This window comes from Streptomyces sp. NPDC053431 (assembly GCF_044544925.1).
Taxonomy (GTDB): Bacteria; Actinomycetota; Actinomycetes; order Streptomycetales; family Streptomycetaceae; genus Streptomyces.
In genome coordinates, this window is the sequence record NZ_JBITXX010000003.1 from 1 (window position 1) to 16402 (window position 16402).

Annotated in this window: 9 protein-coding genes; 4 read left to right on the forward strand and 5 right to left on the reverse strand. The window is 75.0% G+C overall.

Annotated features, from left to right (window positions below; genetic code table 11):
* Nucleotides 1-328: 328 nt before the first annotated feature.
* Complete coding sequence (locus tag ACIGXE_RS09400) at nt 329-895, reverse strand: MarR family winged helix-turn-helix transcriptional regulator (RefSeq protein WP_399745201.1); 567 nt, start codon at nt 893-895, stop codon at nt 329-331.
* Nucleotides 896-1037: 142 nt separating this feature from the next.
* Between ACIGXE_RS09400 and ACIGXE_RS09405 the strand changes: the two genes are divergently transcribed.
* Nucleotides 1038-2315 carry an MFS transporter gene (locus ACIGXE_RS09405; RefSeq protein WP_399746319.1) on the forward strand — a complete coding sequence of 426 codons (1278 nt, stop codon included), beginning with the start codon at nt 1038-1040 and terminating at the stop codon, nt 2313-2315.
* 10 nt (nt 2316-2325) lie between these two features.
* On the opposite strand, the gene ACIGXE_RS09410 is transcribed toward ACIGXE_RS09405, so the two are convergent.
* Nucleotides 2326-3984: a SpoIIE family protein phosphatase gene (locus tag ACIGXE_RS09410; RefSeq protein WP_399745203.1), complete on the reverse strand. Its 1659-nt coding sequence runs from the start codon at nt 3982-3984 to the stop codon at nt 2326-2328.
* Nucleotides 3985-4090: 106 nt separating this feature from the next.
* Nucleotides 4091-5479 (reverse strand): NAD(P)/FAD-dependent oxidoreductase, encoded by a 1389-nt coding sequence (locus ACIGXE_RS09415; protein ID WP_399745205.1) that lies wholly within the window; start codon nt 5477-5479, stop codon nt 4091-4093.
* Nucleotides 5480-5832: 353 nt separating this feature from the next.
* Between ACIGXE_RS09415 and ACIGXE_RS09420 the strand changes: the two genes are divergently transcribed.
* Together ACIGXE_RS09420 and ACIGXE_RS09425 are read left to right on the forward strand one after the other, a co-directional pair.
* Nucleotides 5833-6582, forward strand: coding sequence for a TetR/AcrR family transcriptional regulator (locus tag ACIGXE_RS09420; RefSeq protein WP_399745207.1), 750 nt, complete (start codon nt 5833-5835; stop codon nt 6580-6582).
* A gap of 205 nt (nt 6583-6787) precedes the next feature.
* Nucleotides 6788-8743 carry a sigma-70 family RNA polymerase sigma factor gene (locus ACIGXE_RS09425; RefSeq protein ID WP_399745209.1) on the forward strand — a complete coding sequence of 652 codons (1956 nt, stop codon included), beginning with the start codon at nt 6788-6790 and terminating at the stop codon, nt 8741-8743.
* Between the two features lie 114 nt (nt 8744-8857).
* Here ACIGXE_RS09425 and ACIGXE_RS09430 read toward each other — a convergent pair whose 3' ends face one another.
* Together ACIGXE_RS09430 and ACIGXE_RS09435 are read right to left on the reverse strand one after the other, a co-directional pair.
* The gene (locus tag ACIGXE_RS09430; protein ID WP_399745211.1) at nt 8858-12052 is read right to left on the reverse strand and encodes an ATP-binding protein; all 3195 of its coding nucleotides are present in this window, start codon (nt 12050-12052) and stop codon (nt 8858-8860) included.
* A 164-nt stretch (nt 12053-12216) separates the two neighbouring features.
* On the reverse strand, nt 12217-14337 hold the full coding sequence (locus tag ACIGXE_RS09435; protein ID WP_399745213.1) for an asparagine synthase-related protein: 2121 nt from the start codon (nt 14335-14337) through the stop codon (nt 12217-12219).
* 553 nt (nt 14338-14890) lie between these two features.
* Here ACIGXE_RS09435 and ACIGXE_RS09440 point away from each other — a divergent pair.
* Complete coding sequence (locus ACIGXE_RS09440) at nt 14891-16363, forward strand: MFS transporter (protein ID WP_399745216.1); 1473 nt, start codon at nt 14891-14893, stop codon at nt 16361-16363.
* Nucleotides 16364-16402: the final 39 nt, after the last annotated feature.

Genomic DNA, 16402 nt, shown 5'->3' on the forward strand with positions numbered 1-16402 from the left:
GGGCCCTTCCGGCGGTTCCGACTCTATCAGATCCTTTCGGCGTCTGATTCCCAGTCAGCGGGAGTTGTCTTCCCGGCTGTTGGGCCGTTCCGACGTCCTGAACTCTAGCGGATTTCCCCGGCGGCTCATAATCGAGCCTTTCGAAATGAATTTCGGCATGCCGAAATTCGTCCCGGTAGGGAGATCGTGCGGAGTTGAGGTGCCGCTACTGCGGCGGGAGTGGCTGTCGAAGAACCGTTCCGGCTCCGTGACAACTCGGAGAACACTACGCGTCCCCCAGGGGCGTGTCAAACCTCGACCTGGGGCGCGGGCCGGCCGCTCGGAGGCCTCAGTCGAGGTCCGTCAGCCGGCCGCCCGCGTCCGGCTGGGTCAGCTCCACACGGCGCAGCAGGCGGATCAGCATCTCGCCCAGGGAACCGCGCTCGTCGGGGGACAGGTCCTGGAGGAGCTTCTCCTCGAAGTCCGTCGCCATTCGCATGGCCTCCAGCCACTTCTGGCGGCCTTCGTCCGTCAGCTCGACGATCACGCGCACGCGGTTGTTCTCGTCGCGGTCCCGGGTGACCAGGCCTTCGCCCGCCATGCGGTCGATGCGGTGGGTCATGGCGGCCGGGGTGAGGCCGAGGCGCTTGGCGAGCTCGCCGGGGCCGAGGCGGTACGGGGCGCCGGCGAGGACGAGGGTCTTGAGGACCTCCCACTCGGCGTTGCTGATGCCGAGGTCGGCGACCTGGCGGCCGTACGCCACGTTCATCCGGCGGTTCAGCCGGCCCAGGGCGGAGACCACCTTCTCGACCTGGGGGTCGAGGTCGCGGTACTCGCGCTGATAGGCGGCGATCTGCTCGTCGAGGCTCGGCTCCTGGAGGGCCGGCGAGCCGGACGGCTCTGGGGTGTCGGACATGCGGCGAGTATCCCACGCTGCTCGTTGGCGTTGAAGTCCTTCCATGTGTATCTTTAAGCATCGAACTTTAGGATTGAAGTCTTCAGGGTTCAGGGCTACAGCACTGAACCCGCGACCGAAGTGGGTGAGTGTGACCAAGGTGATGGGCGCGGCGATGCGCCGGATTCAGGCAGGCAGCGCGCTGAGCGCGTTCGGACTCGGCTTCACCGTGCCGTACCTCTATGTGTACGTCGCGCAGGTGCGGGATCTGGGCGCGAGTACCGCGGGTGTCGTGCTGGCCGTCTTCGCCATGGCCGCACTCGTGGTCCTCCCCTTCAGCGGACGGGCCATCGACCGGCGCGGGCCGGTGCCCGTGCTGCTCGTGGCCTCGCTGCTCGCCGCGCTCGGCGCGCTCGGGATGGGCCTCGCTTCCTCCGTGCCCGCGGCCGTGGGGGCCGCGGCCCTGCTCGGTGCCGGTACGGCGGTGATGCAGCCGGCCCTCGCCACGATGATCGTGTGGTGCTCGACGCCGACCACCCGCACCCGCTCGTTCGCCATGCAGTTCTTCCTGCAGAACCTCGGTCTGGGCATCGGCGGTCTGATCGGCGGGCAGCTGGTCGACGAGAGCCGGCCCGGCTCCTTCCTCCTGTTGTTCTCGATCGAGTCGGCGATGTTCCTGGTCCTCGCGGCGATCGTGCTGACCGTGCGGACGCCTCAGGCGCCGGGCCTCCAGGGCGCGCGGCCGGCCGCCGAGAAGAACGGCGGGGTCCGGGCGCTGCTCGGGCACAAGGCCATGGTGCAGCTGTGCGTCCTCGGCTTCGTCCTGTTCTTCGCCTGCTACGGGCAGTTCGAGTCGGGCCTCGCCGCGTACGGCACGGAGGCCGCCGGGATCGCGCCGTCGACGCTCGGCATCGCGCTCGCCGCCAACACGGCGGTGATCGTCGCGGCCCAGTTCCTGGTGCTGAAGTTCGTCGAGCGCCGCAGGCGGACCCGGGTCATCGCCGCGGTCGGTCTGATCTGGACCGTGGCGTGGCTGTTCGCCGGGTACGCGGGCCTCGGCCACGGCAGCCAGGCGATGGCGACGGCGGCGTTCGTCTCCACGTACGCCCTGTTCGGGCTTGGTGAGGCGATGCTGTCGCCGACGGTCGCCCCGCTGGTGGCCGACCTGGCGCCGGAGTCGATGGTCGGCACGTACAACTCGGCCTTCGCCCTGGTGAAGCAGCTCGCGCTGGCGGTGGGCCCCGCGGTGGGCGGCCCCATGGGGGCCTCGCTGCACGGGCCGTACATCCTGACCTTCGTGCTCTTCTCGCTCGGGATCACCTTCCTGGCGGTCCGGCTCGGCAAGCGGCTCACGCCGGTGCAGAACCAGCCGTCGCTCGCCGCCCGGCCGTCGAAGATCGTCGCCCGGCACGAGCCGGAGCGGGAGACCGCGGCCGCCTGATCCCGTACCGCTAGGGCGTGTCCGGCAGGGCGAACTCGCACCACACCGCCTTGCCGCCGCCCGGGGTGCGGCGGCTCCCCCAGGACGAGGCGATCGTCGCGATGATCGAGATTCCGCGACCCGCCTCGTCCTCCGTTTCCGCCCTGCGGCGGCGCGGCAGATGGTCGTCGCCGTCCGTGACCTCGATGATCAGGCGCCGGTCGGTGCGGCGGAGCCGCAGGCGCATGGGCGGGGTGCCGTGCTGGAGCGAGTTCGCGACCAGCTCGCTGGTGGCCAGGACGCCCAGGTCGCGCAGCTCGACCGGGAAGCGCCAGCTGGCGAGGACCCCGGAGGCGAAGGCACGCGCGCGTGGCGCGGCCTCGACGCCGCCGAGCAGCTCCAGCGCCGCGTTGTGGAACAGCTCGGCGTCGGGTCCCTTGCGGGCCGGGTGCTGGAGGACGAGGACGGCCACGTCGTCGTCGTGCTCGGCGGTGACCCCCAGGGAGCGCAGCAGACGGTCGCAGACCACCTGCGGGCTGCCGGTGGCGCCGGACAGGGCGCGCTCCAGGGCGGCGACGCCCTCGTCGATGTCCTCGCGGCGGCGCTCGACGAGGCCGTCGGTGTAGAGGACGGCGGTGGAGCCGGGCGGCAGGGCGATGGTGCCGGAGGTGTGCAGCCAGCCGCCGGTGCCGAGCGGGGGCCCGGTGGGGTCCTCGGCGCGGCGGACGGTGCCGTCCTCGTCGCGGACCAGGATCGGCAGGTGGCCGGCGGAGGCGTAGACGAGCTTGCCCTCGTTGGGGTCGTGGACCGCGTAGACGCAGGTGGCGATCTGGCTGGCGTCGATCTCGGCGGCGAGGCCGTCGAGGAGCTGGAGCACCTCGTGCGGGGGCAGGTCGAGCCGGGCGTAGGCGCGGACGGCGGTGCGGAGCTGGCCCATGACGGCGGCCGCGCGGACGCCGCGGCCCATGACGTCGCCGATGACGAGGGCGGTGCGGCCGGCGCCGAGGGTGATGACGTCGTACCAGTCGCCTCCGACGGCGGCGTCGGTGCCGCCGGGCTGGTAGGTGGCGGCGATCCGCAGGTCGTCGGGCTGCTCCAGCTCCTGCGGGAGCAGGGAGCGCTGGAGGGTGACGGCGGTCTCGCGGTGGCGCCGTTCGCTGGCGCGCAGCCGTTCGGCGGCCTCGGCGTGGTCGGTGACGTCGGCGGCATGGACGAGGACGCCGCCGTCGGCGAGTCGCGGGCTCTCCACGGGCAGGCAGGTGACGGTGTAGGAGCCGCCGTCCTGGGTGCGGCGGGACTTCACGGTGCGTGGCTTGCCGCTGCGCAGTACCTGGTCGAGGAGGGGCAGCAGGCCGAGCTCCTCCGCCTCGGGGCAGGTGTCGGCCACGGTGGCCCCGGCGGGGCGGGGGCCGAAGGCGGCGACGTACGCCTCGTTGACGTAGGCGATGCGGTGCTCCGGGCCGTACACGAGGGCGACCAGGCCGGGGAGGCGGCCGACGATCTCCCGCACGGTGAAGTCCTCCAGGGCGGGGACGCCGGCGGTGTCCACGGCGCCGTCGGTCTCTCCGGCGAGGTGTTCCGACCGGGGCCCGTACTCACCGCGGGCCGCGGGCACGGAGCCTTCGGTCCCGCGGGACGCCGCGCGGCGCTGCGTACCGGGGAGCCGGGCGCTCCAACGGGTGAAGTTCACGGATCTGTATGCCTCGTGGTGTCGTTGCCGTGCAGAGTCACTCTGTGCAGGTGTGAGCCCACCTATGGTCACACGTCCAGTGTGGACGAGTGCACTGACAGTGATGTCAGGCCGAAGACTCGCCCGGGGTGTTGCCCGGCGGCTTGTCCTTGGGCGCGGGTGGGGGTGTGGCGGCGAGTTCGAATTCGGCGCGCGGGTGCTCCAGGGAGCCGAGGGAGACGATCTCGCGTTTGAACAGGCCGGACAGGGTCCATTCGGCCAGGACGCGGGCCTTGCGGTTGAACGTGGGGACCCGGCTGAGGTGGTAGGCGCGGTGCATGAACCAGGCCGGATAGCCCTTGAGTTTGCGGCCGTAGACGTGGGCGACTCCCTTGTGGAGGCCGAGGGACGCGACGGAGCCGGCGTACTGGTGTGCGTAGTCCTTGAGCGGCTGCCCCCGCAGGGAGGCGGCGATGTTCTCGGCGAGCACCTTGGTCTGGCGGACGGCGTGCTGGGCGTTGGGGGCGCATTCCCTGCCCGGTTCGTCGGCGGTGATGTCGGGGACGGCGGCCGCGTCCCCGGCGGCCCAGGCGTGGGCGACGCCGTCGACGGCGAGCTGCGCGGTGCAGACGAGCCGGCCGCGTTCGTTGCGGGGCAGGTCGGTGGCGGCGACCAGGGGCGCGGGTTTGACGCCGGCGGTCCACACCACGGTACGGGTGGGGAGCCGGGTGCCGTCGCTGAGGACGGCGACGCGGTTCTCGCAGGAGTCGAGGCGGGTACCGAGGCGGACGTCGATGTTCCGGTTGCGCAGCTCGCGGATGGCGTAGCGGCCCATCTCCTCGCCGACCTCGGGCAGGATCCGGTCGGAGGCCTCGACGAGGACCCAGCGCAGGTCCTCGGGCTTGATGTTGTGGTAGTACCGCGCGGTGTAGCGGGCCATGTCCTCGAGCTCGGCGAGGGCCTCCACGCCCGCGTAGCCGCCGCCGACGAAGACGAAGGTGAGGGCGGCGTCGCGGATGGCGGGGTCGCGGGTGGAGCTGGCGATGTCCATCTGTTCGATGACGTGGTTGCGCAGCCCGATGGCCTCCTCGACGGTCTTGAAGCCGATGCCGTGGTCGGCGAGGCCGGGGACCGGAAGGGTGCGGGAGACCGAGCCGGGGGCGATGACCAGCTCGTCGTAGGTGAGCTGGACGCTCCCGGTGCCCTCCTCCTCGGTGGCGAGGGTGGAGAGGGTCGCGGTCCGCTTGGCGTGGTCGATCACGTGGACCTCGCCGATGACGATCTTGCAGCGGTCGAGGACGCGGCGGAGCGGGACGACGACGTGGCGCGGGGAGATGGAGCCGGCGGCGGCCTCGGGCAGGAACGGCTGATACGTCATGTACGGCTCGGGGGTGACCACCGTGATCTCGGCCGCGTGGCTTCTCAGCTCCGCCTTGAGCTGCCGCTGCAGGCGCAGCGCGGTGTACATCCCGACGTAGCCGCCGCCGACAACGAGAATGCGCACAGGTTCGGTCACTGTCCCATGACGCAACGCCGTCCGGGGTTTGTCCACAGGCCCGGCAAATTGTGTGACCGGAGGGATACGGAGGCGTGGGGTGGCGAACGGGCCCGCTGGGTGGGGAAGTGCGCAGGTCAGGGTGGGCGTGGCCGGTGCGAGACGGGGTCGGAATCGGGAGGGTCCGGGTCCTTGCTCCGATCGGGGGGCGCACCGTACGGAACTGCCCCTTCTGAATTGACCTCGACTCAACTATGTTCGTACTTCGTCGGGGTGTCGGATCGCCGCGCGTGGACCAGGAGCGCGGCCCGGTCGGACCCCCGTGTCAGGGCGGGGAGTCTCCGGGGGGAGACATCATGAGCGGGGGAACGCTTATGCAGATTCAGGATTCGTACGGGCAGGTCCGTACGGCACAGCCGGCGCCGAACGGGCGGTCCGCGCCGCTGCGGGTGGACGCGCAGCGGAATCTGGAGCACGTGCTGCGCGCCGCGCGCGAGGTGTTCGGCGAGCTCGGCTACGGCGCTCCGATGGAGGACGTGGCGCGCCGCGCCCGGGTCGGCGTCGGCACCGTGTACCGCCGCTTCCCCAGCAAGGACGTGCTGGTCCGGCGGATAGCCGAGGAGGAGACCGCGCGGCTCACGGAGCAGGCGCGGACCGCGCTCGGCCAGGAGGACGAGCCGTGGTCGGCGCTGTCCCGCTTCCTGCGCACCTCGGTTGCCTCGGGCGCCGGTCGGCTGCTGCCGCCGCAGGTGCTGCGGGTGGGTGTCGACGACGTGCTGCTGCCGGCCGGTGCGCCGGACGCCGAGGCGCGGGTGCCGCACCAGCGCGCGTCCGTGCCGGCGGGCTCCGGCGGGTACGGGGAGCAGCTCGAGCAGCGGGTGGTCGCGCCGCGCGCGGTGCCGGCCGTCGAGCAGGAGGACGCGGGGGCCGCGGAGCTCCTGGAGGTCGTGGGCCGGCTCGTGGAGCGGGCCCGTGAGGCCGGCGAGCTGCGGACGGACGTGACGGTGTCGGACGTCCTGCTCGTCATCGCCACCGCGGCGCCGGCGCTTCCGGACGCGGCCCAGCAGGCGGCGGCGTCGGCCCGGCTCCTCGACATCCTTCTGGAAGGGCTGCGTTCGCGGTAGCGGGCGGCCCCTGAGGGAGCGCGGTTCCCGGTTCTCGACGGTCCGTGCGGACCGTCGAGCATGACACGAACGGATGAGCGGTTACGCCCGGAGACGGGAAGTCGCCCCGGACGAGTGGTAAGTGGACGCTGTGGTTCGGCGTGCTCGGCCGCTGTGGCAGGCTGGGCCGTGTTCGAGTCCGAGCGTGCATACGGGGGCTTCCGCGATGAGCGGTGACAGTCGGGACGAGACGCTGGGCGCCACCGCCGGAACCACGGAGGGCGGGAGCTCGCCCGCCCCGCACCTGCCGAGCCGGGGCGGTTCGGGCGGCGCCCCCGGCACGGCCGCCGGAGTCGCCGCCGAGCCGAGTGTGCCGCAGCAGCGCGAGGGCGGTTCGGCGGCGCAGCCCGCCGCCGAGGACGCCGGCCTGGCCTCCGTACTGCCGCCGCCGCTCGACCTGCCGCCGTCCGACGCCGAGCTCGTGCGGCGGATGCGGGAGGGCGACGACAGCGCGTACGAGGAGCTGTTCCGCCGGCACTCGGCGGCCGTCCGCCGCTATGCCCGCACCTGCTGCCGGGACGCGGACACCGCCGACGACCTGGCGGCCGAGGTCTTCGCCCGCACCCTCCAGGCGGTACGGGGCGGGGCGGGCCCGGAACAGGCCGTGCGCGCCTACCTGCTGACCGGCGTCCGGCGGGTCGCCGCGCACTGGACCAGGACGCAGAAGCGGGAGCATCTCGTCGAGGACTTCGCGGTGTTCGCCGAGGACGCCGCCCGCGCCGCCGAGGTCTCCGACCAGGCGCCGACCTTCGGGGCGGGTCTGGACCTGGGCGCGGACGTTCTCGCCATGCACGAGGCCGAACAGTCGCTCGCCATGCAGGCGTTCCGTTCGCTGCCCGAGCGCTGGCAGGCCGTGCTGTGGCACACCACGGTCGAGGAGGAGTCGCCGAGCGAGGTCGCCCCGCTCTTCGGCCTGACCGCCAACGCCACCGCCGTGCTCGCCAGCCGGGCCCGCGAGGGTCTCAAGCAGGCCTATCTCCAGGCCCATGTCAGCCAGTCGCTCACCGCGGGCGGCGACTGCGCCCGGTATGCCGACCGGCTGGGCGCGTTCGCGCGCGGCGGGCTGCGGATGCGGGCCGAGCGCGGGCTGCGCAAGCACCTCGACGAGTGCGCCAAGTGCCGGCTGGCCGCCGGTGAGCTGGCGCACGTGAACGCCGGCATCCCCGCGCTGCTGCCGGTCGCCGTCATCGGCTGGTTCGCCGCCGGCTACTCGCTCAAGGCGGCCGGTGCGGTCGCCGGCGGGGTCGCCGGGGCGGGCGCGGCCGGCGCCGCGGCCGCCGCCACGGGCACGAGCACCGCCGGCGGCACGGCCGGGGCGTCCTCCGCCGCCGTGGCCGAGGGGCTGGGCATCCCCGCGAAGGCGGGCATCGCGGCCGTCGCCGCCGTCGCCGCCACCGCCGGTCTGGTCTGGGCGCTCAGCGGCCCCGAGCCGGAACCGGTCGCCCGGCCCACGGCCGCACCCACCGTCGTCGCGCCCGTCGAACCGGCGCCGGCGCCGAAGCCGGCGCCCAGACCCACCCCGAAGCCGACGCCGCCGCCCGTGCCGCCGCCGCCCCCCAGCCCGGCACCGACACCCCCGCCGAGCGCGAAGCCGAGCCCCAAGGCGACCCCGTCGCCCAAGCCGAAGCCCAAGCCGTCACCCAGCCCCTCGCGGACCGCGCCGGCCCCGCCGCCCGCACCGCCGACCGTCTACCAGGTCGACCAGCTCGAGTTCGACGTCTTCGGCGACGGCACCAAGCCCGAGGTGGACCTCGCGCGGTCCAGCTGGATGTGGCAGCGCTCGGGCCTCACGATCGACGGCACCCGCTACGCCCACGGGGTGAGCGTGCACGCCCCGTCCTCCCTGCTCATCGACCTCAACCGGCAGTGCACCGGCTACGACGCGGTCGTGGGCATCGACGACGTCACCGCCCCGATCGGGCCGGGCGGCGTCCGCTTCGCCGTGTACGGCGACGGCGAGCGCCTGTGGCGCTCCCCCGTGCTCCGCCGCGGCGACGCGCCGGTCCCCGTCCACGTCTCCCTCTCCGGCCGCCGCACCCTGCGGCTCGAGGTCGAGGAGCACACGCCGTTCGGCCGGGCGGCGGTCGCGGACTGGGCGGAGTCGCGGATCAGCTGCGGCTGACCGGATCGGGCGGTGCACGGCGGGCCCTGATCGGCTGCGGCTGACCGGACCGGGCGGTGTACGGCGCGCGGGCCGGCCGTTGCGTGACGCGCGGTCGGGTACGGCGCCGGCCTGTCAGCCGGCGTGTGATGCCGCGCGGATGAGTACGTCCTCCGCGGTGAGCGTGCGGCCGGTCTCGTGCGCGGTCGCGTAGGCCTCGGCGTCGAGTGCCTCGCGCGCCCGGGCCGTGACGAACTCGGCCTCGTGTCGCTCCGGCGCGTCACGGGGCACCTCGCCGCGCCAGGTGCCGGCGGCGGCCAGGGTGCTCACCGCGAGGGCGGGGGCGCCGGCCAGCACCAGGGCGCTGGCCAGGCCCTCGGCGAGACCGGCCACGAAGACCTCGGCGCACTGGGCGTCCAGTGCCGTGCGCAACGCGTCGACGGCGTGCGCGACCGCCGTCGGTCCCGCGCCCTCGTGGGCCTCGACCCGGGCGGCGAGACCCGTCACGAGGGCCTGGAAGTGCGGCGGCGGAGTGCTTTCGGCGATCGCCGCGCCGGCCTCCTCCATGTGCGCGCGAGCGGCGGCGACGTCCCCCTCGTACAGCGCGAGCCCGGCCTTCAGGAAGCAGACGTACGTCGCGGTGTCGCGGACGTGGTAGCGCTCGGCCACCGTCGTCGCCTCGTCGAGGCCCTTGGCGGCGGCGGCCACGTCACCGAGGCGGAAGTCGAGTTCGGCGAGCCGGGCGATGAGGAACGGCGCCTCGGCGTGCGCGCCGACCTCGCGGGCGAGCCCCAGCGCCTCCTCGTACGCCCCGCGGGCCTCCGCGTGCCGGCCGCGCAGCATGTTGGCCTCGCCGGCGGCGCTGGCGACCTGGGCGCGCATCCAGCGGTCGCCGACCCGCCGGGACAGCGCCTGCAGCTCGGCGAGGTCGTCGTCGACGCCGGGCATGCCGCCGGGCATGTCGATGACCATGTGGGTGCGGAACATGAGGGTGACGCCGATCTCCCACTCGCCGCCCTGACGGCGGGCGTTGGCGACGGCGGTGTCGAGGAGCGTGCGCACGTCGCGGGGCTCGTCGGTGAGGTAGGCGGTGAAGGGCCACAGCAGGCCGGGGAAGCGGGCGGACTCGGGGCCGGAGGTGGTCGAGAACGCGGTGCGCATCCGGGTGACGAGGGCGACGGTCTCCGGGTCCTCCCGGAGCGCGGGCAGGGTCTGGCTCTCCACGGCGAGGAAGAAGTGCAGCATCCGCAGCCGCATCCGGGGCCAGTAGCGGGGGTCGGCGGGGTCTTCGGGGTCGTCACCGAGCCGGATGACGCGCTCCACCCAGGAGAGGCCCTCGGGGCGGTAGTTGCGCAGCCACCAGAACCAGCCCATGGCGAAGACGAGCCGGAGGGCGGCCGTCTCGTCGGGGGCGGTGACGACGGTGCGGTGGAGGGCGGCGCGGATGTTGTCGAGGTCGCGCTCGACGCGGGCGATCCAGGGCAGCTGTTCCCCGGAGCGCAGCAGCGGCTCGGCGCGTTCGGTGAGGGCGGTGAAGTGGGCGGTGTGGGCGGCCTCGGCGGCGGTGAGCAGCTCGGGGGTCTCGGCGGCACGCTCGGCCGCGTACTCGTGGATGGTCTCCAGGAGGCGGTAGCGCATCTCGCCGTCGTCGGTGGGGGTGGCGACCACCAGGGACTTCTCGACGAGGCCGCCGAGGACGCCGAGGGTGTCGGCGGTGCCGGGGCCGGCGGGGGCCAGTGCCTCGGCGGCGGCGAGGTCCCAGCCGCCGGCGAACACGGAGGCCTGGCGGAGCAGGTCGCGTTCCTCGGCGTCGAGCAGCTCCCAGGACCAGTCGACGACGGCCCGCAGGGTCTGCTGGCGGGGCAGGACGGTGCGGGAGCCGGAGGTGAGGAGGAGGAAGCGGTCGTCGAGGCGGTCGGCGATCTGGCGGGGCGTGAGCAGCCGCAGCCGGGCGGCGGCGAGTTCGATGGCGAGGGGAAGGCCGTCGAGGCGGCGGCAGATCTCGTCGACGGCCGGGAGGTCGTCCTCGGGGCGGAAGGCGGGGCGGACGGCACGGGCACGCTCGGCGAAGAGCTGGTGGGCCGGCGTCGGGGGGAGGGGCCCGACGGGTCGGACGGCCTCGCCGGGGACCCCGAGGGGCTCGCGGCTGGTGGCGAGGATCCGCAGGTCGGGGCAGTGGGTGAGGAGGGTCTCGGCGAGGGCGGCGGCCGCGCCGATGACGTGCTCGCAGTTGTCGAGGACGAGGAGGAGCCGGCGGCGCGACAGATGCTCGACGAGGTGGGCGGTGGGGTCGTCCTGGAGCGGCAGCCCGTCGCGGGTGATCAGGTTGATCTCGCGCAGACGAAGGGCGGAGAGGACGGCGCCCGGTACGGCCTCGCCGGCGTCGAGCGGGGCGAGTTCGGCGATCCAGGCGGCCGGGCCGACGGCCTGGAGGGCGGCCTGCTCGGCGAGGCGGGTCTTTCCGGAGCCGCCGGGACCGGTCAGGGTGACGAGCCGGGACCGCTCCAGGTCGGCGCCGAGCGCGGCGAGTTCGGGCTCGCGGCCGACGAACGAGGTGAGCCGGGGGCGGATGTTGCCGGGCTCGGCGGGGGGCGCCTCTCTGCGGGGCGTGGGCTGCTCGCCGGCGAGCAGCTCGGCGTGCAGCGCGGTGAGCTCGGGGCCGGGGTCGGCGCCGAGCCCGTCGGCGAGGGTGCGGCGGGCGTCCTCGTACGCGGCGAGGGCGTCGGCCGGGCGGCCCTCGGCGCGCAGGGCGCGGATCAGCTGGGCGTGGAAGGTCTCGTCGTACGGATGCGCGCCGGTCAGCTCGGTGAGTTCGGGCACGAGCCCGGCGGTGGCGCCGCGCCGCAGGTCGGCCTCGACCCGCTGCCGCAGCGCGGCGAGCCGCTGCGCCTCGGGGCGCACGCCCGCGGGGTCGGGGAGATCGGCGAGGGCGGGGCCGCGGAAGAGGCCGAGCGCGGTGCGCAGCAGCCGGGCCGCCGCTTCGGGGTCGCCGGCGTCGAGCCGGGCGCCGGCGTCGCGGACGTGCTGCTCGAAGACGTACAGGTCGATGTCGTCGGGGGCGGCGACCAGCCGGTACCCCCCGGGTCCGGACGCGACGGCGTCCTTTCCGAGCACCCGCCGCAGCCGCCCGACGAGCGCCTGCAGCGCGGCCGGGGCGTCGGCCGGCGGCTCGTCCCCGTACACGTCGTCGACGAGCTCCCCGACGGACACCGCCCGGCCCCCGCGCAGCGCGAGCGCGGCGAGCAGCGCCCGCAGCCGGGCCCCGCCGAGAGGCAGGGACGCGCCGTGGACGTCGAGGGCGTCGGTGGTGCCGAGGATGAGATACCGCACCGGCCCATTGTCGCGGGCGGGGGTGGCGGGCGCCTCGGGGTTTACCCGGAGAGGGGCGCCCGGGGGGCGCGAGATCCGGCGGGGCCCGGCCGCTCGGACCGCCCGCCGGCCCTTACCCCCGCCGGCCCTTACCGCCCGCCGACCGGACCGCCCGTCCCGTCACGTCACGCCGGCAGCGACCGCGCCGAAGGGATCAGCGGCCCCGGCACCGCCCGGTGCCTGGGTGCCGCCGTGCCGGTCCAGCAGGAGCCGCGGCGGGCGAGGAGGCGGTGGAGCCAGAGTTCGGTGGAGATCAGGTCGGCGAGGCCGTCGAGGGGGATCTGTTCGCCGTCGGCGGCGGCGCGGAGGGCGCGGCGGACCACCCGGGCCTCGATCAGGCCCGCGTCGGCGAGGAGCGGGGCGTCGAAGAGGGCCAGGAGCTGCGGAAGGGCGGCCCGCAGGCCGGCGCGGGTGGCCGTGGCGGGGACCGCCGGGTGCGGGGCGCCCCAGCCGGGCGGCAGGTCGTGGATGCCGGCGCCCGCGAGGACGGTGCGCAGAACGGTGGCGCGGGCGTCCGGCTGGACGCGCAGCGACTCGGGCAGGTCCCGGCAGGCCCGTACGACCTGGTTGTCCAGGAAGGGGGCGTGCAGGCGCTGGCTGCGGATCTCGGCGGCCTGCTCCAGGACCCGGAGGTCGGCGGCGGCGCGGGCGAGGGCGGCACGCGCGCGTGCCTCGCCGGGGCGCTGGACGGCGGCCGGCAGGGTCGCCGCCCGGTTGAGGCGAACCGATACTTCCGCGAGCGCCTCCCCCGTCAGCCAGCGCGCCGCGGGCCCCGGCCGGGACCAGGCGAGGGCGGACAGCGAGGCCTCCAGGGGGCCGTAGGAGCCGGCGGGCGCGCGGTTGGCCTCCAGCACGCGCGTGGCGGCGGCCTCCAGGCCGGTCCGGTACGGCGTACGGGCGAGCCGCCGCGCCGCCCGGTAGACCTGCAGGGGGACGAGGAGCGCCCCCGCCGAGGGGCCGGACGCCTTGGCGAGGGCCGTCACCGGGCGGACCAGGGAGCGGCGCCGGCGGTCCATCAGCAGGTCGGCGAGGCGCGCCGGGTGGGCGTCCAGGACCTGGCGGGCGCCGAAGCCGGTGAGGTGGTCGGCGCTGCCGCCGCCGAGGCGCCTGCGGTGGCGTTCGGCCGACACCAAGGAGGGGCCCGGTTCGTCCGTGAGCGGCCCGTCGAGGTCCGCGTACGGCAGCGCCTCCTCGCCGGCCGCGACCACCACGTGGTGCAGCCGCGGGTTGGCGGCGATCTCGCGGGCCCGGGCCAGTTCGTCCTGACCGCCGGGGCCGGTCAGGTCGTTGAAGGTGACGGCCAGGAGCCGTTCCCCCGCGCCCGTGCCGTGGCCGAGGATCGTGCCCGGGACACCCGGCAGCCCGGCCGCCAGCAGGGCGAGGGTGCCGGACGCGCTGCCGCCGGACAGGTCGGCGCCGATCCCGGGCGCGGGCGTGGCGCCGCGGGCCGCGCGCCGGTCGGCCGGCCCCATGCCGGGCACCGGCCCCGGGTCGGGCAGCGGCGCCTCGGGAGCGTGCCGGGGCGCGGTGAGCCGGGCCCGTACGGCCTCGACCAGGGCGTTCCGCACCCCTTCCACGGCCTGCCGCGGATCGGCCTCGGGCGCGGCGACGGCGAGCGAGGCGACCGGCTCGTAGCCGGTGATCTCGCGCGAGCCCTCGCGCAGGATCAGCGCGTGCCCGGGCGGCACCCGGCGCACCCCCTCGTACGGGGTGGAGTCGCGCAGCGCCTCGGGGGTCTCGGGGCAGGCGAGCAGCGCCGCGAGGTGCCCGATGTCGAGCTGGGCCTCGGTGAGGTCGGCGAGCGGCAGGGCGGCGGTCGCGTAGGCCGTGCCGCCCGCCCACGGGGTGTGGAACACCGGCCGGGCGCCCGCGAGATCACCGGTGACGGTGATGCGGCGGCCGATCCGGACGACGGCGGTGTAGCTGCCCGGCCACGCGGTCATATGCCGCAGTGCGCCCCCGCGCGCGGTCAGCAGTCCGCGCCGCAGTTCCTCGTCGCTCGCGGCGCAGCAGCCGAGCACGGCGAGCCTGGTCCGCTCGTCCAGGGAGACCAGGCGCACCTCGTCGGGACGCCAGTCGCCGACCGCCCACAGCGGATCGGGGTCGCCCCACAGGAGTTGCGCGCCCACCGGGTGCACCGTGCGCCCCTCGGCGGGGTCGCCGACGGCGCCGGCCGAACCGGGCGGGGCCGTGAGCGGTGCCCCGAAGCGCGCGGCGACACTGCTCCAGCCCACCAGCCACCGCATCGCCGCCTCCACAAAGGTCGAGTGGAGGACATGCTGCCATGCCGAGGGCGCACAGGAGGTATCACGGGAGGCATCGCCGGAACGCGAATGCGCCCCTGGCATGGGCCAGTTGGACAAGGCGCACGCACCGGCGCCTTTCGGCCATTCTCACCCCCGCGTCAGGCCGGAGGTCTTCCCGGGGGTTTCTCCGGCAGTCCGGGAGGCGGTCGCCTCCCGGAGCCGCCCGCCGCCCGCGGGGAATGGGGCGACGGTGTCCCCCAGCCCACCGGACCGGGACATCGGTCCTCGGCCAAGTGGGCCGACCCACGCAGCACTCATGGAAGCGCTCCCCCCGGCACCCGACGAGAGCGCACGGGCGGGCGCACGGCCACACGGCGGGAGCACGGCGGACGGCGCCGGACCCGCCACTCATTCCATCCCACAACAATCTCGCCATACGGAACACCGCCCCTTAACGGTCGGGATCCGGCGAACTACGCTGTGCTTACGAATGCCGCACGCCTATGCCCGGCGTCGTGGCGGCCGTCTGGGTGTCGTGTCGAGGGGTGGCGTCATGTCCAGGGAGCAACGCGGGCCGAACGAAAAGCTCGGCACGGTTCTCGCCCTCGCGGGAATCAGCAATGCCGGGCTCGCCCGGCGCGTCAACGACCTCGGCGCACAGCGGGGTCTGACGCTTCGTTACGACAAGACGTCGGTGGCCCGGTGGGTGTCGAAGGGCATGGTGCCGCAGGGCGCCGCCCCGCACCTGATCGCCGCCGCCATCGGCCAGAAGCTCGGCCGGCCCGTGCCACTGCACGAGATCGGGCTCGCCGACGCCGACCCCGCGCCCGAGGTGGGGCTCGCCTTCCCGCGCGACGTCGGCGAGGCGGTCCGCACGGCCACCGAGCTGTACCGGCTGGATCTCGCCGGTCGCCGGGGCGGCGGCGGGATCTGGCAGTCGCTCGCCGGCTCCTTCTCCGTGAGCGCCTACGCGACGCCCGCCTCCCGCTGGCTGATCACCCCCGCCGACCCGTCGGTGGAGCGCCCGGCCCCGCGCCTCGCGCCGGCCGTGGGCCCGGGCACGGTCGCCGTGGGCGGCGCGGCCGGCGGGGGCGAGAACGCGGAGCACGCGCGCGTGGGGCACAGCGACGTCGCCAAGCTGCGCGAGGCCGCCGAGGACGCGCGCCGCTGGGACTCCAAGTACGGCGGCGGCGACTGGCGCTCCTCCATGGTCCCGGAGTGCTTACGTGTGGATGCCGCGCCGCTGCTGCTCGGCTCGTACTCGGACGAGGTCGGGCGCGCGCTGTTCGGCGCGACCGCCGAGCTGACCCGGCTGGCCGGCTGGATGGCCTTCGACACCGGCCAGCAGGAGGCCGCCCAGCGCTACTACATCCAGGCGCTGCGGCTCGCCCGCGCCGCCGCCGACGTGCCGCTCGGCGGCTACGTCCTGGCGTCGATGTCGCTCCAGGCGACCTACCGGGGCTTCGCGGACGAGGGCGTCGACCTGGCCCAGGCCGCTCTCGAACGCAACCGGGGGCTGGCCACCGCCCGCACCATGTCCTTCTTCCGGCTCGTCGAGGCCCGGGCGCACGCCAAGGCCGGCGACGGGACGGCGGCCGCCGCCGCGCTGAAGGCCGCCGAGGGATGGCTGGAGCGCTCCCGCGAGGGCGACCCGGACCCGACCTGGCTCGGCTTCTACTCGTACGACCGGTTCTGCGCCGACGCCGCCGAGTGCTACCGCGACCTGAAGCTGCCCCGGCAGGTGCGCCGCTTCACCGAGCAGGCGCTGTCCCGGCCCACCGAGGAGTACGTCCGCTCGCACGGACTGCGGCTCGTGGTGTCGGCGGTCGCCGAGCTGGAGTCGGGGAACCTGGACGCGGCCTGCGCCGCCGGCACGCGCGCGGTGGAGGTGGCCGGGCGGATCTCCTCGGCGCGCACCACCGAGTACGTACGGGACCTGCTGCACCGGCTCGAACCGTACGGGGACGAGCCGCGGGTCATGGAACTGCGGGAGCGGGCCCGCCCGCTGCTCGTGACTCCGGCGTGACGCGCGTCCCAGTACGCGGGCGGTTTAGCGGCATTGTCA